At 51.1% G+C, this 22,211-nt stretch carries 28 protein-coding genes; 18 read left to right on the plus strand and 10 right to left on the minus strand.

Going from position 1 to position 22,211, the window contains the following annotated elements:
• Positions 1-50: 50 nt before the first annotated feature.
• Positions 51-347 (minus strand): DUF3055 domain-containing protein, encoded by a 297-nt coding sequence (locus tag EDM54_RS16270; RefSeq protein WP_003389730.1) that lies wholly within the window; start codon positions 345-347, stop codon positions 51-53.
• A gap of 10 nt (positions 348-357) precedes the next feature.
• Positions 358-1,332, minus strand: a complete 975-nt coding sequence (gene glpX, locus EDM54_RS16275; RefSeq protein WP_003389729.1) for a class II fructose-bisphosphatase — start codon at positions 1,330-1,332, stop codon at positions 358-360.
• Between the two features lie 333 nt (positions 1,333-1,665).
• Here glpX and hepT point away from each other — a divergent pair, with 333 nt between their 5' ends.
• The 3 genes from hepT to nucF all read left to right on the plus strand — a co-directional run bounded on the left by hepT (position 1,666) and on the right by nucF (position 3,676).
• Complete coding sequence (gene hepT, locus EDM54_RS16285) at positions 1,666-2,100, plus strand: type VII toxin-antitoxin system HepT family RNase toxin (RefSeq protein WP_024983086.1); 435 nt, start codon at positions 1,666-1,668, stop codon at positions 2,098-2,100.
• An 89-nt stretch (positions 2,101-2,189) separates the two neighbouring features.
• The gene (locus EDM54_RS16290) at positions 2,190-2,825 is read left to right on the plus strand and encodes a helix-turn-helix transcriptional regulator (protein WP_003389726.1); all 636 of its coding nucleotides are present in this window, start codon (positions 2,190-2,192) and stop codon (positions 2,823-2,825) included.
• A 71-nt stretch (positions 2,826-2,896) separates the two neighbouring features.
• A complete protein-coding gene (nucF, locus tag EDM54_RS16295) occupies positions 2,897-3,676 on the plus strand; it encodes a 5' nucleotidase NucF (RefSeq protein WP_003389725.1) in 780 nt (259 codons plus the stop codon).
• Positions 3,677-3,697: 21 nt separating this feature from the next.
• On the opposite strand, the gene EDM54_RS16300 is transcribed toward nucF, so the two are convergent.
• Entirely contained in the window at positions 3,698-4,213 is a 516-nt protein-coding gene (locus tag EDM54_RS16300; protein ID WP_003389724.1) for a phosphatidylglycerophosphatase A family protein, read from the minus strand.
• 123 nt (positions 4,214-4,336) lie between these two features.
• Between EDM54_RS16300 and EDM54_RS16305 the strand changes: the two genes are divergently transcribed.
• From EDM54_RS16305 to EDM54_RS16315, 3 genes are read left to right on the plus strand one after another with little or no spacing between them, the layout of a single operon-like run.
• A complete protein-coding gene (locus EDM54_RS16305) occupies positions 4,337-5,422 on the plus strand; it encodes a YutH/CotS family kinase-like spore coat protein (protein WP_122958459.1) in 1,086 nt (361 codons plus the stop codon).
• A complete protein-coding gene (locus EDM54_RS16310) occupies positions 5,379-6,338 on the plus strand; it encodes a 2-hydroxyacid dehydrogenase (protein WP_031932715.1) in 960 nt (319 codons plus the stop codon). Before EDM54_RS16305 ends, EDM54_RS16310 begins: the two co-directional genes overlap by 44 nt.
• Entirely contained in the window at positions 6,335-7,297 is a 963-nt protein-coding gene (locus EDM54_RS16315) for an alpha/beta hydrolase (RefSeq protein ID WP_122958460.1), read from the plus strand. Before EDM54_RS16310 ends, EDM54_RS16315 begins: the two co-directional genes overlap by 4 nt.
• Before the next feature lie 20 nt (positions 7,298-7,317).
• Here EDM54_RS16315 and EDM54_RS16320 read toward each other — a convergent pair whose 3' ends face one another.
• A complete protein-coding gene (locus EDM54_RS16320; RefSeq protein ID WP_003389720.1) occupies positions 7,318-7,539 on the minus strand; it encodes a NifU family protein in 222 nt (73 codons plus the stop codon).
• Between the two features lie 195 nt (positions 7,540-7,734).
• Here EDM54_RS16320 and cysK point away from each other — a divergent pair, with 195 nt between their 5' ends.
• From cysK to EDM54_RS16355, 7 genes are all read left to right on the plus strand, one after another.
• Positions 7,735-8,658 carry a cysteine synthase A gene (cysK, locus tag EDM54_RS16325; protein WP_003389719.1) on the plus strand — a complete coding sequence of 308 codons (924 nt, stop codon included), beginning with the start codon at positions 7,735-7,737 and terminating at the stop codon, positions 8,656-8,658.
• A gap of 1 nt (position 8,659) precedes the next feature.
• On the plus strand, positions 8,660-9,796 hold the full coding sequence (locus EDM54_RS16330; protein WP_024983091.1) for a bifunctional cystathionine gamma-lyase/homocysteine desulfhydrase: 1,137 nt from the start codon (positions 8,660-8,662) through the stop codon (positions 9,794-9,796).
• A gap of 33 nt (positions 9,797-9,829) precedes the next feature.
• Entirely contained in the window at positions 9,830-10,168 is a 339-nt protein-coding gene (locus tag EDM54_RS16335) for a YuzD family protein (RefSeq protein ID WP_003389717.1), read from the plus strand.
• A 162-nt stretch (positions 10,169-10,330) separates the two neighbouring features.
• Positions 10,331-10,852: a hypothetical protein gene (locus EDM54_RS16340; RefSeq protein WP_003389716.1), complete on the plus strand. Its 522-nt coding sequence runs from the start codon at positions 10,331-10,333 to the stop codon at positions 10,850-10,852.
• Positions 10,853-10,957: 105 nt separating this feature from the next.
• Positions 10,958-11,857 carry a YybI family spore inner coat protein gene (locus EDM54_RS16345; RefSeq protein WP_024983092.1) on the plus strand — a complete coding sequence of 300 codons (900 nt, stop codon included), beginning with the start codon at positions 10,958-10,960 and terminating at the stop codon, positions 11,855-11,857.
• Between the two features lie 255 nt (positions 11,858-12,112).
• Positions 12,113-12,454: a hypothetical protein gene (locus EDM54_RS16350; protein ID WP_003389713.1), complete on the plus strand. Its 342-nt coding sequence runs from the start codon at positions 12,113-12,115 to the stop codon at positions 12,452-12,454.
• A 178-nt stretch (positions 12,455-12,632) separates the two neighbouring features.
• Complete coding sequence (locus EDM54_RS16355; RefSeq protein ID WP_122958461.1) at positions 12,633-13,103, plus strand: DinB family protein; 471 nt, start codon at positions 12,633-12,635, stop codon at positions 13,101-13,103.
• Between the two features lie 216 nt (positions 13,104-13,319).
• Here the strand turns inward: EDM54_RS16355 and EDM54_RS16360 are convergent, their stop codons facing one another.
• A complete protein-coding gene (locus EDM54_RS16360) occupies positions 13,320-13,655 on the minus strand; it encodes a hypothetical protein (protein WP_003389710.1) in 336 nt (111 codons plus the stop codon).
• Between the two features lie 97 nt (positions 13,656-13,752).
• Positions 13,753-14,325: a hypothetical protein gene (locus tag EDM54_RS16365; RefSeq protein WP_122958462.1), complete on the minus strand. Its 573-nt coding sequence runs from the start codon at positions 14,323-14,325 to the stop codon at positions 13,753-13,755.
• A 380-nt stretch (positions 14,326-14,705) separates the two neighbouring features.
• Here EDM54_RS16365 and EDM54_RS16370 point away from each other — a divergent pair, with 380 nt between their 5' ends.
• Positions 14,706-15,407 carry a YqeB family protein gene (locus EDM54_RS16370; protein WP_003389706.1) on the plus strand — a complete coding sequence of 234 codons (702 nt, stop codon included), beginning with the start codon at positions 14,706-14,708 and terminating at the stop codon, positions 15,405-15,407.
• A 15-nt stretch (positions 15,408-15,422) separates the two neighbouring features.
• The gene (locus tag EDM54_RS16375; RefSeq protein ID WP_170208332.1) at positions 15,423-16,043 is read left to right on the plus strand and encodes a TetR family transcriptional regulator; all 621 of its coding nucleotides are present in this window, start codon (positions 15,423-15,425) and stop codon (positions 16,041-16,043) included.
• A 20-nt stretch (positions 16,044-16,063) separates the two neighbouring features.
• On the opposite strand, the gene EDM54_RS16380 is transcribed toward EDM54_RS16375, so the two are convergent.
• Entirely contained in the window at positions 16,064-16,474 is a 411-nt protein-coding gene (locus tag EDM54_RS16380) for a hypothetical protein (protein WP_003389704.1), read from the minus strand.
• Between the two features lie 250 nt (positions 16,475-16,724).
• A complete protein-coding gene (locus EDM54_RS16385; protein WP_024983099.1) occupies positions 16,725-17,792 on the minus strand; it encodes an NAD(P)/FAD-dependent oxidoreductase in 1,068 nt (355 codons plus the stop codon).
• Positions 17,793-17,979: 187 nt separating this feature from the next.
• Between EDM54_RS16385 and EDM54_RS16390 the strand changes: the two genes are divergently transcribed.
• Positions 17,980-18,240 (plus strand): DUF1450 domain-containing protein, encoded by a 261-nt coding sequence (locus tag EDM54_RS16390; protein ID WP_003389702.1) that lies wholly within the window; start codon positions 17,980-17,982, stop codon positions 18,238-18,240.
• A 127-nt stretch (positions 18,241-18,367) separates the two neighbouring features.
• Here EDM54_RS16390 and EDM54_RS16395 read toward each other — a convergent pair whose 3' ends face one another.
• Both EDM54_RS16395 and mqnE read right to left on the minus strand, forming a co-directional pair.
• Positions 18,368-19,603: an MFS transporter gene (locus tag EDM54_RS16395; RefSeq protein WP_122958463.1), complete on the minus strand. Its 1,236-nt coding sequence runs from the start codon at positions 19,601-19,603 to the stop codon at positions 18,368-18,370.
• Positions 19,604-19,794: 191 nt separating this feature from the next.
• Positions 19,795-20,898 (minus strand): aminofutalosine synthase MqnE, encoded by a 1,104-nt coding sequence (gene mqnE / locus EDM54_RS16400; RefSeq protein ID WP_003389698.1) that lies wholly within the window; start codon positions 20,896-20,898, stop codon positions 19,795-19,797.
• Between the two features lie 431 nt (positions 20,899-21,329).
• On the opposite strand from mqnE, the gene EDM54_RS16405 reads away from it, so the two are divergent.
• Positions 21,330-21,551: an aspartyl-phosphate phosphatase Spo0E family protein gene (locus tag EDM54_RS16405; RefSeq protein ID WP_003389697.1), complete on the plus strand. Its 222-nt coding sequence runs from the start codon at positions 21,330-21,332 to the stop codon at positions 21,549-21,551.
• Between the two features lie 139 nt (positions 21,552-21,690).
• A complete protein-coding gene (erpA, locus tag EDM54_RS16410) occupies positions 21,691-22,050 on the plus strand; it encodes an iron-sulfur cluster insertion protein ErpA (RefSeq protein WP_003389695.1) in 360 nt (119 codons plus the stop codon).
• Positions 22,051-22,211 lie beyond the last annotated feature (161 nt).

A 22,211-nucleotide genomic window follows, 5' to 3' on the forward strand; every position in this document is an offset into this window, starting at 1 on the left:
CTCTTTTGGATCATTGACCGTTTTCTTGTGTTTCTTTTCGCAAAGGGTCTTTAGTCGCTGTCGCCCGCCCCTGCTGTGTAGATGATCTGTTCCAGAAACGCCTTCAATTCTGCTGCCTCTGTTTCATTCAAATTAAAGGCGAACTCCAAGTAGCCCTCTTCCTCCAGGTCATCGCTGCCGATGATGGCGGAGCGGCCGTTTTGTATGTTTATGACCAGCTTTTTTCCGTAAAAGCGATTCGTCGTCATGATGGCCAGATCGAAGCGGGTCGACTCAGCCATAAAGCTGACGAACCGGGTCTTCGTTTCCTCTGACTCGTCGTATAGATAAAACAAATCGTTGGACATGTTCTTCCCTCTACCTCCCGATAAGATATTGTTTTTGGGTGAGATTGTGCAATGCCCGAACGAACCGGATGGTTTTCGTTTTGGCACGCATTACGATCGAATCGGTTTCTACCAGGTCATCACCCAGGTAGCGGACGCCCTTCAAGAGCTCGCCGTCCGAAACGCCCGTCGCAGCGAAGATCGCGTCGTCCCCCTTGACGAGATCGCTCAGGGTAAGCAGCTGCTCGGGGTCCTTGAGCCCCATTTTGATGCATCGCTGGCGTTCGGCCTCGTTTTGAGGCCGTAGCTGTGCTTGCATATCCCCATCCAGGCATTTGATCGCAGCCGCGCTGATAACGCCCTCCGGAGCACCGCCGATCCCGAGGAAGAGATCGATACCCGTTTGCGGCATGCAGGCTGCGATAGCCGCACCGACATCGCCGTCGCCAAACAGCTTGACGCGAGCCCCTTTTTCCCTTACAGCGTTGATGATTTCCTGATGCCGCTCCCGCTCCTGGATGATGACGGTAACATCCTGGATTCGTTTGCCGTTTGCCTGAGCGACGACTTCGATCATCTTTTCTACAGGGTCGTTGAGATGAATTTTGCCTGCGGCTCTTTTGCCTACGGCCATTTTCATCATGTACATGTCCGGCGCGTGCAGAAGCGTGCCTCTGTCTCCGATCGCAACGACCGACATCGCGTTGTTGTGGCCTTTGGCGACGATGGTCGTACCCTCCAGCGGGTCTACCGCCACGTCTACCTCTGGGCCCGTTGATTCGGCATGGCCCAGCTTTTCGCCGATGTACAGCATCGGGGCCTCATCCAGCTCGCCTTCGCCGATGACGACCGTTCCCCGCATATTGATGGTGTCAAACATCGTCCGCATGGCGTTGGTAGCTGCTCCGTCCGCTTCGTTTTTCTTGCCGCGTCCCAACCAATGGGAAGATGCCAGGGCTGCCATTTCCGTTACACGTACGACTTCCAATGCCAGTTCGCGTTCCACTGTTTCAAGCTCCTCCTTGTGCCGCAAAAAACTCAAAACTCATTGTAACACAAAAAACCACAGGTTTTCGTGACAGCACGTACAATTTTGGTATACTGTTGGATGAAAAGAGGTGAGTCGAATGAGCAATTCCTACTTGCAGGAAGGGGAATTGGTTCTGGTTGTTTTACTCCTTACTTTTGTCATTACGATATGGTACGCAAAGCGCAAAAAACGGAACAAATAACCATTCGCAGAAAATGATGCCTCTTCCTCACTAGTTATTCCCAGTTTACCCGGGTTGGCTTTGCGCAAATATCGGAAGAGAGGCAGTATCGCATGAGGGGGATTGTCATGTACGACGTAAATACAAAGCGGATCGATGAGGTATTGGGGCATATGTCGCAAATGCTCGCGCTCCTGGAAACATTGGCATCTCGCAGGCAAGATGCTTTGCTTGAAGACAGGGTGGCGGTTGCAGCGATGGAAAGAGCCCTGCATCTGTCCATTGAAGCGATCCTGGACGTCGGCAATGCGCTGATTGACGGATTTATTATGCGCGATCCGGGGAGCTATGCGGATATTGTAGAGATTCTGCGGGACGAGCAGGTCATCAGTGACGAGCAGGCGCGCGTTTTGACTGAGATAGTCGAATTCCGCAAGTTTTTGGTCAATGAATACGCAAAGATTCCACACGAAGCGATGATTCCACTGGCCGCAAATGGTTTGCCTGTGCTGCGGCAATTTGAGCCGGCAGTCCGGGCCTATTTGGAAAAAGAGCTGTTTTAAGGGCGCTCGTGGATTTTATATACAAAACGATTTCTTTTGTTTACTAAAGTGGCTAAGTTCGGTACAATGGAGGAAAGGGCGGTGATACAATGAGTACCGAAAACACATCTACCCGCGACCAGATTTTGAGTATGCTAAAGGTGAAGGGGTCGCTTTCTGTCAGTGACATGGCCGTAGATCTGGGGATTACGGAGATGGCCGTACGGCGCCACCTGAACACCCTAGAGCGGGATAACCTGATCAAGTCGACGTTGGTTCGGCAGGCTATGGGACGCCCGACGAATGTGTATTCCCTGTCGCAAGAGGCTGATGAGCTGTTTCCGCGCAATTATTCCCATCTTACCTTGGATTTCTTGCGCGATTTGCAGGATATAGATGGAAATGGAAAAGTAGAAATGCTGTTCCGCCGTCGTGAAAACCGACTGGAGGAGGCGTATCGCAACCACGTCCAGGGGAGCCTGGAAGAGAGAGTGGCCAAGCTGGCTGAGCTGCAAAACGAAAAAGGATACATGGTAGAATGGGAAAAGGCGGATGAGGAAGGGCATTATCGCATCCGCGAGTTCAACTGCCCCATTTCACAGGTAGCCCGTGAATTCAACCAGGCTTGCAGCTGTGAGCTCTCTTTGTTCCGCCGGGTTTTGAAGGCAGATGTCGAACAGACCACCTGCATGGCCAAAGGCGGGGAGAAATGCGTGTTTGAGATTCGCGAAGCGAACAAAGCATAATCTCGGAAAACAACAACGACAATCATCCACTCGGTTTCGGGTGGATTTTCTTGCATAGAGGAGGATATTTTGTGAAGACATACCGAGGCTACTTGCTTGATCTTGACGGAACCATTTACCGGGGCAAGGAAGTCATACCCGGTGCAGCAGAATTCATTTTGCATCTGCGTAAGGCGAAAGTGCCGTACCTTTTTCTGACCAACAACTCGGCTGCCACATCGGAGCATGTAGCTTCGCGTCTGCAGGCCATGGGAATTGCCGCAGCGGCAGATGATGTGTATACCTCTGCCATGGCAACGGCTCATTTTCTGGCAGAACATGCCTCACCGGGCACGCCGGTCTGCGTCATCGGCGAGGAAGGCTTGCGAACGGAGTTGACGCGTCAGGGCTTCGTCTTGACAGAGGAAAAGCCGCATTACGTCATCGTCGGAATTGACCGGGCCTTTACCTATGAAAAACTGACAGTCGCCGCACGTGCTATCCGCGACGGGGCTACATTTATTGCAACGAATAGAGATGCGGCCCTGCCTTCGGAAAATGGACTGTTTCCCGGGAACGGTTCACTGGTAGCCGCTGTTTCCGTCGCTTCCGGAAAGGAGCCGATTGTGATTGGGAAACCGGAGCCGATCATTGTCCGCCTTGCCCTGGAAAAGCTGGGAACAGCAGCGGAGGAGACCCTGATCGTCGGTGACAACCTCTTTACCGACATCGATGCAGGGGCCGGAAGCGGGATCGATACGCTTCACGTCCTGACCGGTTTTTCCAGTGCAGAGGATGCGCAGAACCATCCCAATCGTCCCACGCATTCGGCAGCCGATTTGTCGGAGTGGCTTCGCCGTATCTCCTCGTAGATCATTCGCAGAGTCGCAGCCTCATAGACAGGACTCTTCCTCCTGTTTTTGCCGATGGGCAATGCGGCTGGAGGCTGCCGCTGCGACTGCGCCTACCAGATCGTCTAAAAAGGTATGGACACCAAAGCTTTTGTCGTTTAACTGCTTCAGTTTCCCGTACTTCAGTTTGTCTACATAGCCGTAGTTGGTAAATCCGATGCTGCCGTACAGATTGACGATGGCCAGCGCCATCACCTCGTCGATGCCGTAGAGGGATTCATCAGTTTCGATAATTTCTTGAAGCGGGGAAAGAAGCTGCTTTTTTTCCGCAAGCATGTCCAATTGAATCCCGGTCATCAGCGCATTTTGCACCTCGCGTTTTCTCAGGACGGCGGCTACGCTTTCTCTGCAAGCTTCCAAGGTCAGATGAGGGAAGTAGTCCTTTTGCAGGAACAACACGATTTCTGCGATATCATCCACCTGTACTCCTCGCTGCTTCAACAGCTCCAGCGTGACTTCATAGCAGGTCATGCTGTTGAGCGGACTGTATTCTTTCATCAACCGGACCTCCTCGCACGCTTATTCGTGGCACGAAGGTAGTATTTACAAGGAAGTAGGCACCTATCCCGGTGTTCTGACATACCTTGCTTCATGAGAAGGTGTGCAGGGAGGGTTGTTCTGATGGAGTATCATACGATTTTGCAGGAGGCATACGGACTGTCTCTCGTCAACTACAGTCGAAGCGGAAACGCTGCGCGGTTGAAGACAGACCAGGGATTGTTCTATCTCTATGAAGCTCCAGCTGTTTACAAATACAAAAACAAGTTCATTGAAAAGGTAAGAAAACATCTCAGCGGGCAAAAAGTGCTGAAGCCTCTTGCGCTGATCAAGACGGTCAAAGGCCAGCAGCACGTCGTCCACGACGACCAGATTTTGTATGTGTACCGGGGACTTAGGGAAACGGTTCCGGAAAATCAAGCATTCCAGTGCGGGCAGGCACTCGCCCACTTCCATCAGGGGACGGGATCGCTCAAAGGGGATAAGCTGTTTTTGCCCTACAGCTCGCTTGGTACCTGGCCTGCGATGTGGCGGAAAAAGCTGCGCCAGTACGAAGGATATCGCGATGATATGGACGAAGTTGATGTGGAGATCACTGCTTTTGACGAGTACCTCTTGACCAGCTACACCTATGTTCATCAGCTCGGAGAGACAGCGGTCCAATATTTGTACCACGCCGATTACGACAAAGTGGTCAAGGAAACATCTGCCTGCGGGAAAGTGGCGTACCAGAATTTTGAACAGGACTTCATTCTCTGGGACGAGGAAAGAGGCGCCCATCTGACAGGAGAGTGGAACTGGGTCTTGGACATGCGCTCGCGCGACATCGGGCAGTGGATCAAGGCCGAGGTCAAGCGCAGCGGATGGGAAGAAGAGCGGATCGCGAGCTTTCTCGACGGGTACAACAGCGTGACGCCCCTTTTGGAAAGCGAGTACGCCGTCATTTACGGTTTGATGCTGTATCCGGGGAGATTTCTCAAAGTGGTGGAAGCCTACCGGGAGCTGTCCCCCGAAGAGAAGCAGGAAGTCGACTGCAGCGGATGGCAGGAGCAACTGGATGAGGAACTGATAAAAATGGAAGAGGCGCTGCTAGCATACCCGGTGTTCATTCACCGGCGGTACGGCGTTTCGATTCCGCAAATTGATTGGTTGTGGAGGCCAGAAGATGAAGAAACCGATCGTGTTCGTGACGAGGCAAGTAGCGAATGAAGCAATCGCGTATGTAAAAGAGATAGCTACGGTCGACGTATGGGAGGAGGACCGTCCCTGCCCGCGGGAGATTTTGCTCGAAAAAGCGGAGCGGGCTGACGGACTTCTTGCCATGCTGACTGACCGGGTCGATGAGGAACTGCTGTCCCGGGCCAAACGGTTAAAGGTTGTGGCCAATATGGCGGTAGGATACGACAATATCGATGTTACGGCAGCGAAAAAGCGCGGCATCCAGGTAACCAACACGCCTGATGTGCTGACCGAGGCAACCGCCGATTTGACCTTTGCCCTGTTGATGGCGGCAGCCAGACGAATCACGGAAGCAAACCGCTTTTTGTTGGCGGGTCAGTGGACGTCGTGGAGCCCGACATTGCTGGCGGGGCAAAATGTATTTAATGCGACGCTGGGGATTGTCGGCATGGGGCGGATCGGGGAGGCTGTAGCCAGACGAGCCAAGGGCTTTGGCATGAGTATTTTGTACTGCAACCGCCACCGGAAGCCGGAAGCAGAGCAAGCGGTCGGTGCCCAGTATCGCGAGCTGGATGATCTCTTGAAACAGGCGGACTACGTCGTCATGCTGACGCCGCTGACTCCGGATACGGCGAAAATGATCGGGGAGCGGGAGTTTTCCCTGATGAAGCCGACGTCGGTATTCGTCAACGTGTCCAGGGGCGGTACAGTTGACGAAGAGGCGCTTTACAAGGCACTGGCAGAGAAAAAAATCTGGGCCGCCGGATTGGATGTATTCCAGAAGGAGCCGGTTCCGTTGGATCATCCGCTGCTCACACTGCCCAATGTGGTCGCCCTGCCCCATATTGGCAGTGCTACATATCAGACACGCATGGAGATGGCAAAGCTGGCCGCGGTCAATATCCGGGCAGTTTTGGAGGGAAAGGAGCCTGTTACACCAGTATGAACATCATGATGATCGCAGTCGTGATCGCAGTGGCAGCAATCGCGGCTGCAGCAGCGGTAGCCCTGCGTGTTACCTGGAAGCTGACTCATCCCCGCCGAAAGCCGGTGGAAAGCAGACCGGAGGAGTATTCGCTGCAGGCCTATGAGTCCGTCTCCTTTCCGAGCAGAGAGAGCGGGATAACGATTCGCGGCTGGTATATTCCGGCAGAAGGAAACGGGTTTGAGAAAAGCGACAGGACGCTGATTTTTTCTCATGGCTATGGACAAAATCGCCTGGAGCCTCATCTTCCCGCCTTGTCGCTTGCCGCCGACCTCGTCTCGAAAGGATACAATGTGCTTCTGTTTGACTTTCGCAACAGCGGGGAATCCTCGCCGGCATTGACGACGATCGGTCTTAGGGAACAGCAGGATTTGCTGGGTGCAATTGACTTTGTCAAAGAGACGCGGCCCGAACAAAAAATCGGCCTGGTCGGCTTTTCCATGGGGGCAGCCACCTCCCTGATGGTGGGAGGACTGGACGAGCGGGTAGAGACGATCATTGCTGATTCGCCTTTCTACTCCCTGCAGGAGTATCTTGAGGAAAATTTGCCGCAGTGGACAGGCCTGCCCCGCTTCCCGTTCAACTGGCTGATTTTGACGCTAAGCCCGCTCATGCTTCGGGCCAACCCCAGGCACGTCAGGCCGTATGAAGCTGTGAGACAGGCGGATAAGCCGATTTTGTTCATCCACGGAACGAAAGATGCGACTGTGCCGTGCTCCAACAGCGAGCAATTGTATCGGCTTGCGACTCACGAAGCTTCCCGTCTCTGGCTCGTACCGGGAACGGGGCATGTGCGGAGCTATCCGCATGATCCGGAAGCGTATATAGACCATGTGATCGATTTTTTGCGGCACGCCTGGAATAGCGAGGCGGAGACGAAAAGCTTCGCACATGCAAAAAAGCCCTCGCCGATCGACTGACCGGAAAGGGCTTTTTCAGCTTAGAATACTTGTTGTACTTCCTTCACGCCTGGAATCTCTTCCAACAGTGCGCGCTCAATCCCTGCTTTCAGGGTGATGGTCGAAGAAGGGCAGCTGCCGCAAGCTCCCATCAGACGAAGCTTGACAATGCCATCTTCCACATCGACGAGCTGTACGTCGCCGCCGTCGCGTTGAAGATAAGGACGCAATTTATCGAGGACTTCTTCTACTTGGTCGAACATGTTATCCATGGGTACTCACTCCTTTCATTCCTACCTCTATTATAATCCTCGTGTCAAAAGAAATCCATGACCGGTTCCCCGGCCGCTGCACTTTGTATAAATTGGGCGGCTTGCGCTCCGCGCGTGGACTTTTTGTTATGGCCTCATGTTATAATAAAACGGAAACGAAACAAATACGATGAGGGGTCTGGTGCCGTGAACGTATATGGAAATATTAAAGAACTGATCGGAAATACGCCGATTGTCGAATTGACGAAGTTTTCGCTCCCGCAGGGCGTCCGCTTGTTTGCCAAGCTGGAGTATTTCAACCCTGGCGGAAGCGTCAAGGACAGGCTGGGTGTCGAGCTGATTCGTGCTGCTGAGGAAAGCGGCCAGCTTCAGCCGGGCGGCACGATTATCGAACCGACTGCGGGAAATACGGGGATTGGCCTGGCTCTGGCGGCCGTCGGGACTGAATACCGCGTGATCTTTTGCGTTCCGGAAAAATTTTCCGAGGAAAAGCAAGAGCTGATGCGCGCACTTGGCGCAGAGGTCGTCAATACGCCGACCGAGCTGGGCATCAAGGGTGCCATCGCGAAAGCGCAAGAGCTGGCCGCAAGCATCCCGGGCTCGTTCGTCCCGCAACAATTCGCCAATCCGGCCAATCCGGACGCACACTACAAAACAACGGGACCGGAAATTTGGGAACAAATGGAAGGGAATGTGGATGTGTTTGTAGCGGGAGCAGGCTCCGGCGGTACGTTTATGGGGGCAGCCCGGTACTTGAAAGAGAAGAATCCGCAGGTCAAAACCGTGATTGTCGAGCCGGAAGGGTCCATCCTGAACGGCGGCGAGCCCGGTCCGCACAAGACGGAAGGCATCGGCATGGAGTTTTTGCCGCCGTTTATGGATACCGGCTATTTCGACGCGATCCATACCATCCTGGATGTGGAGGCCTTCAAACTGGTGAAGGAGCTCGCTGCGAAAGAAGGGATTCTGGTCGGCAGCTCTGCAGGTGCGGCCATGGCAGCGGCACTGCGGGAAGCGCAAATCGCCAAGCCGGGGACGAATATCGTTACCTTGTTCGCGGATGGAAGCGAACGCTATCTGAGTAAAAAAATCTATCAAGGGGGCATATAAGATGCGCATCAAAACGCGCCTGATTCACGGAGGAATCGAGGGAGATCCACACACAGGAGCAGTTTCCGTCCCGATTTATCAAGTGAGCACATACAAGCAGGAAGCGATCGGCCAGCACAAAGGCTTTGAATATTCCCGGACGGGGAACCCGACCCGACATGCCCTGGAAACGTATATCGCCGAGCTGGAGGGCGGTGCGCGTGGACTGGCGTTTGGCTCCGGCATGGCGGCGCTTTCCACGATACTCTCCATGTTCAACAAAGGCGATCACGTGGTAGTCGGGGACGATGTGTACGGGGGAACATACCGCGTCATTACCCGCGTGTTCTCGCGTTTGGGCCTGGAAGCCACCTATGCGGATACGAGTGACGGAGCTGCTGTAGAAGCAGCCATTCGCCCGGAAACAAAGGCGATCATCATGGAGACGCCGACCAACCCGCTCCTGAAGGTAAGCGATATTGAGTCGCTGTCGAAGGTTGCGAAGAAGCATGGCATTCTGTTGATCGTCGACAATACGTTCATGACGCCGTATTGGCAAAATCCGCTCGACCTTGGAGCAGACATCGTCTATCACAGCGCAACCAAATACCTTGGCGGCCACAGTGATGTCGTCGCCGGTCTGGTCGTAACCAAGGATGCGAAACTCGGGGAAGAGCTTCATTTTCTGCAAAATGCGATTGGGGGCATTCTCGGTCCTCAGGACTCCTGGATTCTGCTGCGCGGCATGAAAACGCTCGGCATCCGGATGGAAGAGCACGAGCAAAATGCTCGTACACTGGCCGAATGGCTGGAAAAACGAAGCGATATTTCTCGGGTGATTTATCCTGGATTGGCCAGCCATCCGCAGCATGAGCTGGCGAAACGCCAAGGTCGCGGCTTTGGCGGCATGATCTCCTTTGACGTGGGAAGTGCGGCTCGTGCAGATGAAGTGCTGTCCCGAGTGAAATATTTTACGCTCGCCGAGTCTCTGGGTGCTGTCGAAAGCTTGATCAGTGTTCCGGCACGGATGACGCACGCCTCGATCCCGGCAGAACGCCGCGCCGAGCTCGGAATTACCGATGGCCTGGTCCGCATCTCTGTCGGAATCGAGGATGTACAGGATTTGATGGAGGATCTGGAACAAGCGCTCTCCAAGTGATAAGATGGAGAAAATGTGGAGGGGGCGGAAAGCGTGAGTGTGGAGATAAAGGTGTACGGTACAGAGCAGTTGTGTGCAAGCTGCGTCAATTTGCCTTCAGCCAAGGAAACGGCTGAATGGCTGCAGGCAGCGGTTGGCCGCAAGTACGGGAACGACAATGTCCGCATCACGTATAGCGACTTTCAACAGCCGGAGACAGAAGAAGACAAAAGCTGGGCGAAGCGCATACTGGAGGAAGATTTGTGGTATCCGCTTGTCGTAATTTCCGGGGAAATTGTCGGCGAGGGAAATCCCAAGTTGAAAAGTGTTTATGAAAAGCTGGAGAGCATGGGCTTGCAGCCTTTGGCTGCTCCTGTTGACAGCGATGAATAGATCAATGGTTTAAATAGCAGTAGGAAGCGGTCAGACGAGATTTACGGTCTGGCCGTTTTTTTGTTTATGGAAACGGAAACCGATCGTGCTGTTGAAATGTGAGAAGACGTTCGACAAATGGAAGGGATGCAGGAAATAAGGTAAAAGTAGAGGCAGAGATAGATGGAGATTGAGTTTTTCTTGCTTGCATCAATAGGTCCGGATGATTACATAGAGGAATACGCCTACGAAAGATTATTTGATTTCATCACGTTTGTTTTGCTAGGAAGGAAAACGGCCAATGGCTGGGAATACTACCGCCTCCAGCTCAAGCCGGAAATGGTTCCGATGCAATACCGGGATGTATTGTTCATCAACGGAAGAGCGTATCAGGAAGGCTCAGACCCGTGGCCATCCGATGATAGAACCTATACCATACGAAAAAAAGTAACGGAATTTGCTGTTCCGCGCTTTGACCAAATGCTTGCGCAGGCAAGAGCGGACGCGCTGAAGCCGCGGGCCTGGGACTGGAGCCGCGACCTGATCCACCATCCGAAGTTTACCAAGCAGGTAGCTGCCTATCGGAAAAACAAGACAAGCAAAAATTTGAATGCCGTCTATCAAGCGGTGCGCAAGCATTATAATCTGAACCGCAAGCAAGATTCGGTCGAAGTGATCAAAAGCGTGCTGAATCATGTGAAATAGCAGATTTTTACCTCTTTGTTTTTGTTTCGTCATCCGTTTGTAACGAAAGATAAGGGGTTTCGTCCTATAGTTATGAATGTAACCATCACCAAGGAGGAAATCACAATGAATAACAAATGGATGAAGCCCGTTACATTCCTGCTGCTTGCCGGCGTAATCGGAGGTACTGGTCTGACGGTGGCCCATACAAAAGTAGCTCATGCGGACGCAGAGAAAGGAAAGCCGTTTGCAGCAGCAGCAGAACTGAAGCTGGACAAGAACACCTATGTCATCGACCAAAAATCTGCTGATGTCAACGGCGATAAAGTAGCGGACACGGTATACCTGGTAGGAGTAAAGGAAAAGGCGGACGATATATACGCCGCCGATATGAACATCGTGGTTCAGGACGGAAAGACAAAAGCCTACAGCAAAACCGAGATGAAGGACCTTGGCGGCTATGAGGGCGAGCTGACTCTGCTCGACTTTACGGGAGATCACGTCGCCGATGCCTTTGTCAAAACGGCGACAGGCGGCAGCGGAGGCATCTACAACCATGTCATTGCGACATTTGCGGACAACAAGGGGAAAGTAATCTTTGGCGAAGAAGAAAACGAAGGAATCCGCTACGAGGGCAAATTCGCAAACGGTTTTAAGGTGGAAGGAAAGGGGACCCATCTGCAGCAGCCGTTGATTCTCGATGTACAGGCAAACAAAGAGCTTTATCAGATGGCCAAGCTGTACGACAAGGACGGCAAGCTGCTGAAAAAAGATGACGACTTGTCCGTCTATTCCTATCCGTTCGGCTCGCTGCAGCCGATTGATATCGACAACAACGGAACGTTTGAACTGATGGGCGAGCAGCGGATCGTCGGGTTGAACAATACGGATACCGTTTCCACACTCAAGTCGATCTGGGGCTTTGGCAGCGAAGGCAAATGGGCACCATGGGAAGTGGAATACTCCACCTTCCTCTTGAAGCATCCGAATGAAGCGATCAATGTCACGCCTGATGCAAACGAATAAGACAAGCTGCGACCTGCTCAAAAATCTGTAGCAGGCAAGGAAAAGACGCGGTGACTGCCGCGTCTTTATGCTGTTATCAAGTTGTTTTCTGAAACCAAGTTTTTTCTGTTACCAAGAATTTTTCCTGTCGCCAAATTGAATGAAGCCCGCTAAACCCATCTCTGTCTAACCCGAAATAAGCTGCCAGTCGCTGTTCTACCCCTCCTGTTTTGTTCATATATATCGACCGACATGGACAAAGGGGGAGACGATGGAATGGAAGCGCGGTTGGCACGCTATTATCAGCTAAAAGAAGAGCAGAAAAAAATCGAGGAAGAATTGCAGGGGATCAGACAGGAAATCCTTGAAGAATACCCTGACGCGGGGTCCGTAATCCTTGGTGATTACAGGTTGGCGATCAGCTTTCAGGAAAGGCGCGAATATTACGACGACAGACTGTACAACGCCCTGCCTGAGGCTTCTTTGTGGAGGCTGGTGTCGAGAGCGGATGCAGGAAAAATATCCAGCTTGCTAAAGCTGAACGTCATCCATGAAGGAATATTGGAAGGGACGTATGAACTGAAACGAGTCCCGGTCGTAAAGGTTCAAAAAAACTGAATAAATGAGGCTAACCACGGAACCACTGGTGGATTAAACATTTAGGCAACTTCCAAAGAAATCATTGTAGGGTGACGGATTATTGGTAAAACCAAGAAGGTATTTGTTCTATAACGAATAATAATATTTGTTATCGAAAGCTTCCTATGACACAAATAATAATGAAGGAGAAGATCGGATGGAAAAATTGATCGAGGATTATAGCCAAGACTATGCGCTGCTGCGAGAAGCCGTCGAAGGATTGTCTGAGGAAGAACTGCGTTTCCAACCTGGACCGGACAAATGGAGCATCCATCAGATTGTGATCCATGTGACGGATGACGAAATCCTGTCGACACATCGGCTAAGAAAAGTCTTGGCTGAGGAAGAACCGCTTCTGCTATCATTTGATCAGGAAGCCTGGACGGATAACCTGGGATATGGACGGTTGGACCGAGAGCAGCATCTGCTCCTGTTCCAAAATCTGCGGGCCAGCATGTTGCCACTTCTGGAAAATCTGACTCCCAAGCAGCTTGAGCGGGTCGGGAAATATCCCGATGGAATACGGTACACGTTCAAAGAGCTGCTTGAATTACGCGTCCAGCATGTCCGTGACCACCTCGCTCAGATCGAGCGAGTAAAGCAGGTATTTCGGAAAGATAGGGGATAACACGATACTAACAAAGAGCTCTCGTTTAACAACAAAAGCCGATCATTCTTCTTTATAAAGAAGACCGGCTTTTACTTTTTATCCATCCTTATGCCATTCAATTTTTGAAAATAGGTTTTTCTCGTCAGTCTGACCGGAGCGATGCTCCGGTTTTTGTGTCTTGCATGTCTGAAGCCAGTTTAAGAGAAAACGATGGCTGCAAGCAGTTGCTACTCTTTACTTCGCAGCGTATTTATTCGGTTTGTCCTTTCCCTTGCTGAAGAAAAGCATCCACCAAACCAGCAAATACAAGTAACCCGCGCTGACATACACAGACCAGACAGCACCTTCTTGCAGTTGACTGATCAAATGATTCAATTCATGGGTGCCCTCTGCTCTTCCGATGCTGTTGACCAAACTGACAAGAGGGACGGTGATTGCGAAGATGATAGCGACAATCGACGCGCTTTTCATTTTCTTTCGAGCAAGGCTCCACAGGCCCAAGGCTAATGTAGCAAACAAAAAAAGGTAATAAATCGCCCAAAACCAGGCAGGGAGGGTTACCATACTCATTTTTTTGCACCTCTTTCCATTCGACTCTCTTTACGATCGATGTCCGATACAAACAGGGAGCTATCCTGCACTGCAATTTCCTTGCATAGAGGATGGATCATTGCCCTTTCCTTTTCACATAGCTGAGATAAGCAATAAAAACAGCCGCAATGGAAACCAACAGTCCGATTATCCACACGTTTTCTTGCTTTTCCCAAAAATCGCTTGGTTGGCTATTTTCTAATGGTGGCGGGTACGCGGTTACAGGCGTTCCCGGGCCGATGGCAAGCAAATCACCCGAGGCATCGGAGAGAAGCGCCGTTCTAGTGCAGATATTGGTCGCCAGCCCGCCTGATTCACTGTAGTACGTATCCGGGTGGGCGTACACAAGATAATCATTGCCTGCTTGGAAGGCGATGCCGCAGTCGCCGTCACCGCTGCCCGTTGCAACGAGTACCTGGGATTGACTCACTCCTTTCCACGTAGTATTGACCTGAAATTGCACCTCATGTCCATACTCTGCGGAATTGACTGCTGTAACCGTACCTGCAAAGACGGCTTCGGCCTGTTCAAGCGCTTTTTTCGGAGTCGGAGGCTCGGCGCAGGTACAGGCATAAACGTTTGAAGGAGTGAAGACAAACGACAGGAGCAGCAGGAGAGGAAGCAATCCGAATGCAAACCACCTTGCCATACAATCACCTCGACGTAAAGACGCAGCAGCAGCAATGCACGTTACATAGGCGAGGAAAAAATGTCATGAAATCCCTAAAAGTCAGTAATCGGGGGAGTTTTCCTTGCAGCTCGGCGAGAGAACACGAAGAAGACAACTGAAGAACAGAGACGTGAACTACATGTTGAGAATAATAATCTCGATTTTGCCTATTTACAGAAGTCGAATAAAAAGTCATAATTTGATTATGTGATCAATAATTTGGTTAATCGATCAAATCATTTCATCCACTTGTCTCGCTCCTCAGACCTGAGAGTTAGGGAGATGTAATATTGGGTGTCTGTTGCACTCCCATTCTCTAGATTCAAAGACGTTTCTTATGAAAAGGGGTAAGGTAGTTTATGTTCAAATCTCAACAGAGCAACAAGCATATGACAGTTATTGGACTTGCGCCAGTCGAGCGCGTTCTTGTGATGCTTACTCCACCCGTTTTGGGAATGATTCTAGGGTATTTCTTGCCGTCAATTGCTGATTGGGTTGCCGGATTGCCTTGGTTCCCACTTCAAGGTCCTTTGCAGTTGGTCGCTTCCTTTGATGAGAAGTGGGTGGCGATTGTAACGACTTTTTTAGGTTTGATTGCAGGTGTATGGCTCTCTGCTGTGGCGATAAAAGAAAGCCTTGTAATCGCTGTTTCCGATGATGAAGTAACAATGAAAATCAATGATGGTACTCAACGGTATTCCAAATCCGAAATTGCGTCGGTGTTTATTGACGGCAAGGAGCTTGTCCTGCTTGGAAATACCGGTCAAGAGTTAGCGCGCGAAGCTTATGAATCAACGCCTGCCACTATCGCTGATGCGTTTGTCAAGCACCGTTATCCATGGTCGGTAGAGGGGGACCCCTATGAGGCAGAATATCGCCTTTGGGTGGATCAAACGCCAGATTTGTCCCCAGCCTTAAACGCTCTTTTGAAGGGCCGCGAGCAAGCATTGCAAGAGAAAGACGTGGAATCGGCCAAAGAGATGCAACGCGAAGCTTGTAAATTTGGCATAATGGTAAAAGACAGAGGGAAGTTTCAGTACTGGAGAAACCTAAGCAAATAAACGAGGTCGATCAGGATGAGAACGAAAAAAACGGATGAAAAAAAATCTTTTATTTCCGAGGCCAGGCGCGCGCAAATCGTTGATGCGGCGATTAAGACCCTGGATGAGATCGGGTACATCCACGCCAGCATGGCCCAAATAGCAAAAAAGGCTGAAATTAGCACGGCATTGATCTCATACCATTTTAAGGACAAAAATGATTTGATGGACTATACATTAACGCAGCTTTTATCTGACATGTCCTCTTATGTTTTGGAACGTACGCAAACAGCAACCACTCCCCGCGACAAGCTCCGCGCCTACATCGAAGCCAGTATTGCCTATCATGCCAATAAGCCTGAATACAATATAGCTTTGATTGAGATCGTCTTTCATGCGCGGACGGCTAATAATGTCCCCTATTATAAGCTGGACGACGATGAAGAGAATCCTCTGGAGAGCGAGCTGCAGCAAATTCTGGTTGCGGGACAGGAGAAAAAGGAATTCGGCAAGTTCAACGTTTTGGCAATGGCAAGCGCAATTCGAGGAGCGATTGACGAATATATATTCAACAGGAAGCTGAACGGCAGTATCGATCCGCAGTCGTATAGTACCGAACTTGTGAATCTTTTCTACCGTGCGGTTTTAAGAGAATGAAGGAAAATTTCTTTGAACACTTACTGCACGAACCAGCGGCATCGGTTTTTATATTCGTCCTCGGAAAGATTCCGCTGCTTTTCAATTCCGGTCAGGCTTACGAGGTCCGGACGATCCCGTACGGTTAGGGAGACGAGACCATACGGGGGCTGTCCAAATGCCTCGCCGAATGTAACGACTTCGATGACTACCTCGAAGGCCGGGAGTCTGGGGTCGCCCAAACGCTTGATGCCGGCGATTTTTCCGCAGCCAAAAGGCCTTTGAAGAGTGCTGCCGATCAACTCCAGGTAGCGGTTTAGCAGGGCGCCTTCGAGAAGCTGCTCGCGGCCAGGTGCGGGAGATGCAAATGAAAGCCGTACTTTCTCCGACGCGGCGGCGGCAGCTTGTAGCTGTTCTTGCCCAAATGCCGCGGCGGTAGTGTGAAGTGGCACTCGCTCAGATTCCGAAGCAGAAGTGTAATGCGGCACTCGCCCGGCTATTGAAGCGTCAATGTATCTGTAAGTAAATGTTACAGGGACCAACAAAAGGAAAAGGAGTGCATGTTTCATTGACTCACCTATACGGGGGAAGACTTTGCGTACGAATATGCCGTTAGTATGAGGAGACCATCAACAAACCATGCAGCAGAGCAAACAAAAAAGCCCTCGGCTTACGAGAACCGATAGGCTTTCTATTGCCGGGCTAGCCCAGATGTTTCTTGTACATCCAGAGAATGCCGCTTTTTATGACACGAGGCATCTGGCCGACCAGGGATACTTTTCCGAGGACGCCGAAGCCTTCTTTTTTACCCAGAGAGCCGAACATTCCCTTGTGCTTGATAACAGGCAGCGAGGCAGGATAATCTTCGCCTTTCATATCCTTTTTCAGCATGAGTGCAATTTGCTCTCCCTGCAGTTCCGCTGTTTGTGCGCTCGGCGCATAAGGAAGGCTCGCACAGTCGCCCACTACGTATACATTGGGGTAGTTGGGAACCTGGTGGTAGGCGTTCAGCTTGGCTCGTCCAATGTTATCCGTTTCGATCGGCAGCCCGCGGACGATCCGGTTTGCTTGAATACCTGCGGTCCAGACGATGACATCGCTCTCAACCGGTTCGTTATGGTTGTACACCACACCCGGTTCGACGCGATTCACATTCGCCATCGAGACCAGTTGGACATCGTGCTCAATAAACCATTGGGAAGCGTATTCTTGCAGCTTTTTGGAGAACGGGCTGAGAATGCTCTCGCCGCGGTCCACGATGCGAATGTTCAGATCGGCACGGCTTTCCCGCAGTTCGGAGGCAAGCTCAACGCCGCTAAGTCCTCCACCGACGATGGTAACCATACTATATGGGTTGAGGTTATTGATTGCCGCATACGTATTTCTTGTTGCGGCCATGGTCTGGATCGAATTGGTGAACTCTTCGGCTCCGGGAATATCGTGATAACGGTCTTCACAACCCAGTGCCAACACCAGCCAGTCATAGGAAAGCGTATCGCCGTTGTCAAAATTGACGATTTGTTCGTCCAGGTTCACTCCTGCTACTTCTCCGTACTTGATTGTTAAACGAGGATCGCTGGGAAAAGCGACGCGTACGGCCATTTCCGGCTCCGTACCTGCAGCCAGAGCGTAATACTCCGTCTTCAATCCGTGAAACGGCATCCGGTCCACAAGCGTGACAAAGACGTCATCTGGTAAATCAGGGGACAGGATGCGCTCAATAATTCGCAGACCCCCGTATCCTCCGCCAAGGATAACAAGTCGTTTCATAGAAGGTCTATCCTTTCTTCTGTCCGTTATTTTACAGCACCCACTCTATTGTTGTTCTCTTTCGCTTAAATTGCAAGCAGAATCTTTTTCCCAGATAACGGTGCACTTGTGTACTGAATTTTTCCTTGATAAGCGGTACAATAAAGAACGAAATACGAAGCCAATAACTATGGCAGGTGAGAAATAGATGAAGCCCTTAGTAGAATTTTGCGCGAGTAACGTTTCTTCCTATACAAAGCCAGTAATGGAAGCGCTCGAAAATGACCCGGAGCTGGATGTCGACGTGCTGGAATACGGCTGCCTCGGATACTGCGGCGAATGCTACATGCAGCCCTTTGCCTTGGTAAACGGGGACCTGGTGCAAGCGGAAACGGCCGATGAGCTGTTGGAAAAAATCAAAGCGAAGCTCAAGGCAGATGAAGAAGAGCAGGAGGACTTTCCCTTTTGAGCAATCGGGAAGGGAAATGAGCAGCTTCGTTTGACCTGTTGCGATAGTGAAGGGCTGTCCCCTCGTAAGTCTTTACGAGCGGGACAGCCCTTTTTCATTGCATGCGAGTGCTTTTTATAGGAAACGGCTACTCGCTGCCTGCGCTTGCTTCGGCTGCCCTGTCGCGAAAGAACAGCCTGGCGAACGGCAGATGGGTGACCAGCATAAATCCGAGGCACACTAGCAGTACAGAGAATATCGGCAGTGTAGTGAGGAGCGCACCCGATAACATGATGCCAGCCGCATAGCATGTATCCAGTACCGGCAAGGTCATGCTATTGAACAAACCTTGCTGCTCATACGGAATCCGCGTCTGTATCACTGAAAAGTAAATGATCGTCGCCACGATTTCAAACACAGCAGCCAGGACGAGGACGAAAAGGGTCCAGGTAAGCCCGAGCGGAAAGGCAAGGCCGGTCAAAAGGACAGCTTCCCCCAGTCCAAACAGGAAATAGACCCAGGTCAGGGAGTACGTCCGTGTCAGCCGGTTTACAACCCTGTCGCAGACAAGTGCTCCTGCGAGCGACCCCAACCCCTGTGCTGCCAGAAGCAGCCCCCAGTATTGCTGGGGATCTCCGTACAAGCCGGCAAGTGACAGCAGAAAGATCTTCAGCATTCCCAACAAAAGGGAATACCCGATGGCTGTCACGACAAAAGCAGCGATCATCCGGTCACGAGAAAGCAATCCGAAAAAGGCAGGGAGCGCCGAGAAAATCGCTTTTGTAAAGCCATTTTCGTTCTCTGCCTGCTTTTGGCTTTCCGCTGCCGGAAGCATGTAAAACAGGGCAAATGCAGCAAGTCCGGCAAAGGAGCAGAGCAGAAGCATCGTTCCGATGCCAAAAACGAGGATGGCCATGCTTGCGGCCAAGGGCCCGATGATTTTGCAGAGGCGCTCGATACCCATGATTGCTGCGTTTCCCTGAATCTCCAGCCCTTTTGGGATGACCCTGGCCCGCAAGGTGAGCGAAGCGGGAGACCCTGCTGTTTTCGCGATGCCGATGCCGAGCAGAATGAGCTGCACCTGCCACAGCGAGGATGACAGGGGCAAGAGCGTGACCAGGATGCTGTAAGCCGCGATATCCAGGGTCGTCACTCTTTTTGCGCCCCAGCGGTCAATCCAGGAGCCGATGATTGGACCGAGCAGGATGCCGGGCAGCAGTTCAATGACAATACTGAAGACAAATTCTTTCCCCAGTCCGTAGCGTTGGTGCAGAAACAGCGGGATAGCGGTAACCAGCATCCACTGCGTCCACTCCCACAGAAACAAGGCAGCGAGATAGCGTCGGAACATCTTTTCATTTTTTGCTATTTTCCAGAAAATCAATTGAGATCCCCCCAAGTTATGAATTGCCTAACCGGGGGGCTGCAACAATTAAGAGCGGCACGGTTCACACCTCCTGAACATTTGAAAATGTCTTACAATCAGTAACGTAACAAAAATGGCTGATAAAAACAAATAAAAAGACAGGACACCGGTTAAGGCGTCCCGTCTGCAGACTTCAACAGCGTATTCGTTTAGTGTTCTTTGACAACATTGTAGAAGGTGTCGCGTTCCAGCGCGCGTTTGCCGGCGCCCTTGATCAGCCAGACCAGCTCATCGACAGTGAGCGCTTGCTGTGTAAGCGCCCCGGCGGAGTGGCTGATGCGCTCCTCGATCAGCGTTCCGTGCACATCGGACATCCCCATGGTCAGGGACAACTGGGTCAGCTGGGTGCCGATGTTGATGAAGTAAGCCTTGATGTGCGGGAAGTTGTCCAGCATCAAGCGGCTGATCGCCATTGTTTTCAGGTCGTCGATAGCAGAGTTGCGGCGTTTGATGCCGGCTGTCGCTTTGATCGGCTGGACCGCCAGCGGGATGAATACCAAAAATCCGTTGGTTTCATCCTGCAATTCACGCAGGCGGAGCATGTGGATCACGCGTTCTTCCAATGTTTCGATCGATCCGTACAGCATGGTGGAGTGAGTTTTCATACCCATTTGATGGGCAGTACGGTGCACTTCCAGATACATATCTGTCGATGCCTTTTCCGGACTCATTTTCATGCGGTACCGCTCGGTCAGGATTTCCGCGCCGCCTCCCGTCAAGCTTTCCACTCCGGCCTTGCGCAGCTCCTCGAGCACTTCACGGATGGACAGGCCAGAGATGCGGGAAAAGAACTCGATCTCGGCACCGGTGTACGCCTTCATCGTGACATGCGGATACGCTTTTTTCAGCGTGCGGATGTTGTCGAGATAGTAATCAAACGGCACATGCTGGTTGTGGCCGCCGACGATGTGAAACTCGCGGATGCCTTCGTGGTAGCGAGTCTCTACATAGTGAAGCAGCTCTTCGGTGTTCATCGTATAAGCGCCGTCTTCGCCCAAGTCGCGGCGGAACCCGCAGAATTTGCAATGAGCCTCGCAGACGTTGGTCGGATTAATGTAGAGGTTTTGAATAAAGTAAACATTGTCTCCGTTTTTCCGTTGGTTGACCAGATTGGCAAGCTGGCCGATCGTCAGCAAATCATTAGAATTAAAAAGGGTGAGACCGTCCTCCAATGTAAGTCGTTCACCGGCAATTACCTTGTTGGCCACTGTGGACAAATTTTTGTCCTGAAGAACAAGGGTGTCGAGTGCCATCATAAACACTTCCCTTCAGCTAGAATTACTCGCAATCCTGTGATGTTGTTCGAAAGGGTATCAGTCTCTGCCGGGCACTAAAAGCCAAGGAACACTCCTCCAGATGAAGCCTTCCGTTCAGCGAGAGCGTCCACAATCAGCGCCCCGTAAGCAACGACAATAGTTCTACTCTTCACATGAGCAGTCTGGTGATCTGTAATCAATGATTACCCTTTTCCTCACGATAACAAAAGCACCTATATTATAAACCTCTTCAGGAAGGGGAACAATATGAGAAGTTTTGAGAAGTATTGTTTGTAAAAATATAACAAATGTCGCCAAATTTCCAGATCTTTCATGGTTATAAAAGGAAAATTTGTTTGCCTAATGTCTTATCATCTTGTAAAATAAAGGTACGAAAGCCTTAATGATCTTTAGGAGGAGCTTCAGCAATGCGGGACGTTTTGCTTGAAAAAATTGAACTCCTTCGACAGCGTATGGTTAGTATGGGGTTAGAGTTTGGGTTGGATCATCCAGAAGTACTGGAATACAGCAAGAAGATTGATCAACTTCACAACGAGCTGAACCAAATGGATCATAATCTGTCCAAGGTAGGTAAAAAGAAGCAGTCCTACTGCTTTTATATTTTGGATAAAAAGGCCTATTTTGCATAAGAGGGGGCAACCCTCTTTTTTTGCTGCCTTTTTAGGCCCGCCAAAGTGCAGCGCAGTCTTGAGAGCACAGGTGCTTCTTCGGTATACTGTAAGGAGAACGCCGCATCATAGTAACAACGGCTGACAAGGAGGGAAACGAATGATTACCATGTCCGAGCAAGCCGCCCTGAAGGTAAAAGAAATGCTGGCGGCAGAGAACAACCCTAACCTGTTTTTGCGCGTAGGTGTCCGCCCGGGTGGGTGCAGTGGCTTTACCTACGGGATGGGTTGGGATCAGGAAATCAAAGAAGGCGACCAAACCTTTGAACAAAATGGAGTCAAGATTGTTGTCGACAAAGACAGCTACCTATATATCAAAGGCACGGAAATCGACTACAAGGAATCGATGATGGGCGGAGGGTTTTCCATTCATAATCCGAACGCGGTCGCTTCCTGCGGCTGCGGTTCTTCTTTCAAGACCGCGCTGGCTGAGGGGAAAGCGGAGAAGTGCGACGACTAAGGAAAGACAAAAGCTGAAACGAGAGACCTCCTTGGGCATATGCAGAAGCTGGATGCATAGCCCAGGGAGTTTTTTTTGTACCAATCATGCAGATCTATCTCTACGACATGTCCGGTTGGCAAAAGGAAAAGATCGGTCTTGCAGGGGAGGGGAATCTGAAT

The organism is Brevibacillus borstelensis (assembly GCF_003710865.1).
GTDB lineage: Bacteria > Bacillota > Bacilli > Brevibacillales > Brevibacillaceae > Brevibacillus > Brevibacillus borstelensis.

Bases quoted from the DNA above. Each gene is read 5' to 3' on its own strand.
- EDM54_RS16270 (WP_003389730.1), bottom strand. From the start codon at position 347: ATGTCCAACGATTTGTTTTATCTATACGACGAGTCAGAGGAAACGAAG.
- hepT (WP_024983086.1), top strand. From the start codon at position 1,666: ATGTACGACGTAAATACAAAGCGGATCGATGAGGTATTGGGGCATATG.
- EDM54_RS16290 (WP_003389726.1), top strand. From the start codon at position 2,190: ATGAGTACCGAAAACACATCTACCCGCGACCAGATTTTGAGTATGCTA.
- EDM54_RS16300 (WP_003389724.1), bottom strand. From the start codon at position 4,213: ATGAAAGAATACAGTCCGCTCAACAGCATGACCTGCTATGAAGTCACG.
- EDM54_RS16305 (WP_122958459.1), top strand. From the start codon at position 4,337: ATGGAGTATCATACGATTTTGCAGGAGGCATACGGACTGTCTCTCGTC.
- EDM54_RS16310 (WP_031932715.1), top strand. From the start codon at position 5,379: ATGAAGAAACCGATCGTGTTCGTGACGAGGCAAGTAGCGAATGAAGCA.
- EDM54_RS16315 (WP_122958460.1), top strand. From the start codon at position 6,335: ATGAACATCATGATGATCGCAGTCGTGATCGCAGTGGCAGCAATCGCG.
- EDM54_RS16320 (WP_003389720.1), bottom strand. From the start codon at position 7,539: ATGTTCGACCAAGTAGAAGAAGTCCTCGATAAATTGCGTCCTTATCTT.
- EDM54_RS16330 (WP_024983091.1), top strand. From the start codon at position 8,660: ATGCGCATCAAAACGCGCCTGATTCACGGAGGAATCGAGGGAGATCCA.
- EDM54_RS16340 (WP_003389716.1), top strand. From the start codon at position 10,331: ATGGAGATTGAGTTTTTCTTGCTTGCATCAATAGGTCCGGATGATTAC.
- EDM54_RS16345 (WP_024983092.1), top strand. From the start codon at position 10,958: ATGAATAACAAATGGATGAAGCCCGTTACATTCCTGCTGCTTGCCGGC.
- EDM54_RS16350 (WP_003389713.1), top strand. From the start codon at position 12,113: ATGGAAGCGCGGTTGGCACGCTATTATCAGCTAAAAGAAGAGCAGAAA.
- EDM54_RS16355 (WP_122958461.1), top strand. From the start codon at position 12,633: ATGGAAAAATTGATCGAGGATTATAGCCAAGACTATGCGCTGCTGCGA.
- EDM54_RS16360 (WP_003389710.1), bottom strand. From the start codon at position 13,655: ATGAGTATGGTAACCCTCCCTGCCTGGTTTTGGGCGATTTATTACCTT.
- EDM54_RS16365 (WP_122958462.1), bottom strand. From the start codon at position 14,325: ATGGCAAGGTGGTTTGCATTCGGATTGCTTCCTCTCCTGCTGCTCCTG.
- EDM54_RS16370 (WP_003389706.1), top strand. From the start codon at position 14,706: ATGTTCAAATCTCAACAGAGCAACAAGCATATGACAGTTATTGGACTT.
- EDM54_RS16375 (WP_170208332.1), top strand. From the start codon at position 15,423: ATGAGAACGAAAAAAACGGATGAAAAAAAATCTTTTATTTCCGAGGCC.
- EDM54_RS16385 (WP_024983099.1), bottom strand. From the start codon at position 17,792: ATGAAACGACTTGTTATCCTTGGCGGAGGATACGGGGGTCTGCGAATT.
- EDM54_RS16390 (WP_003389702.1), top strand. From the start codon at position 17,980: ATGAAGCCCTTAGTAGAATTTTGCGCGAGTAACGTTTCTTCCTATACA.
- mqnE (WP_003389698.1), bottom strand. From the start codon at position 20,898: ATGGCACTCGACACCCTTGTTCTTCAGGACAAAAATTTGTCCACAGTG.
- EDM54_RS16405 (WP_003389697.1), top strand. From the start codon at position 21,330: ATGCGGGACGTTTTGCTTGAAAAAATTGAACTCCTTCGACAGCGTATG.
- erpA (WP_003389695.1), top strand. From the start codon at position 21,691: ATGATTACCATGTCCGAGCAAGCCGCCCTGAAGGTAAAAGAAATGCTG.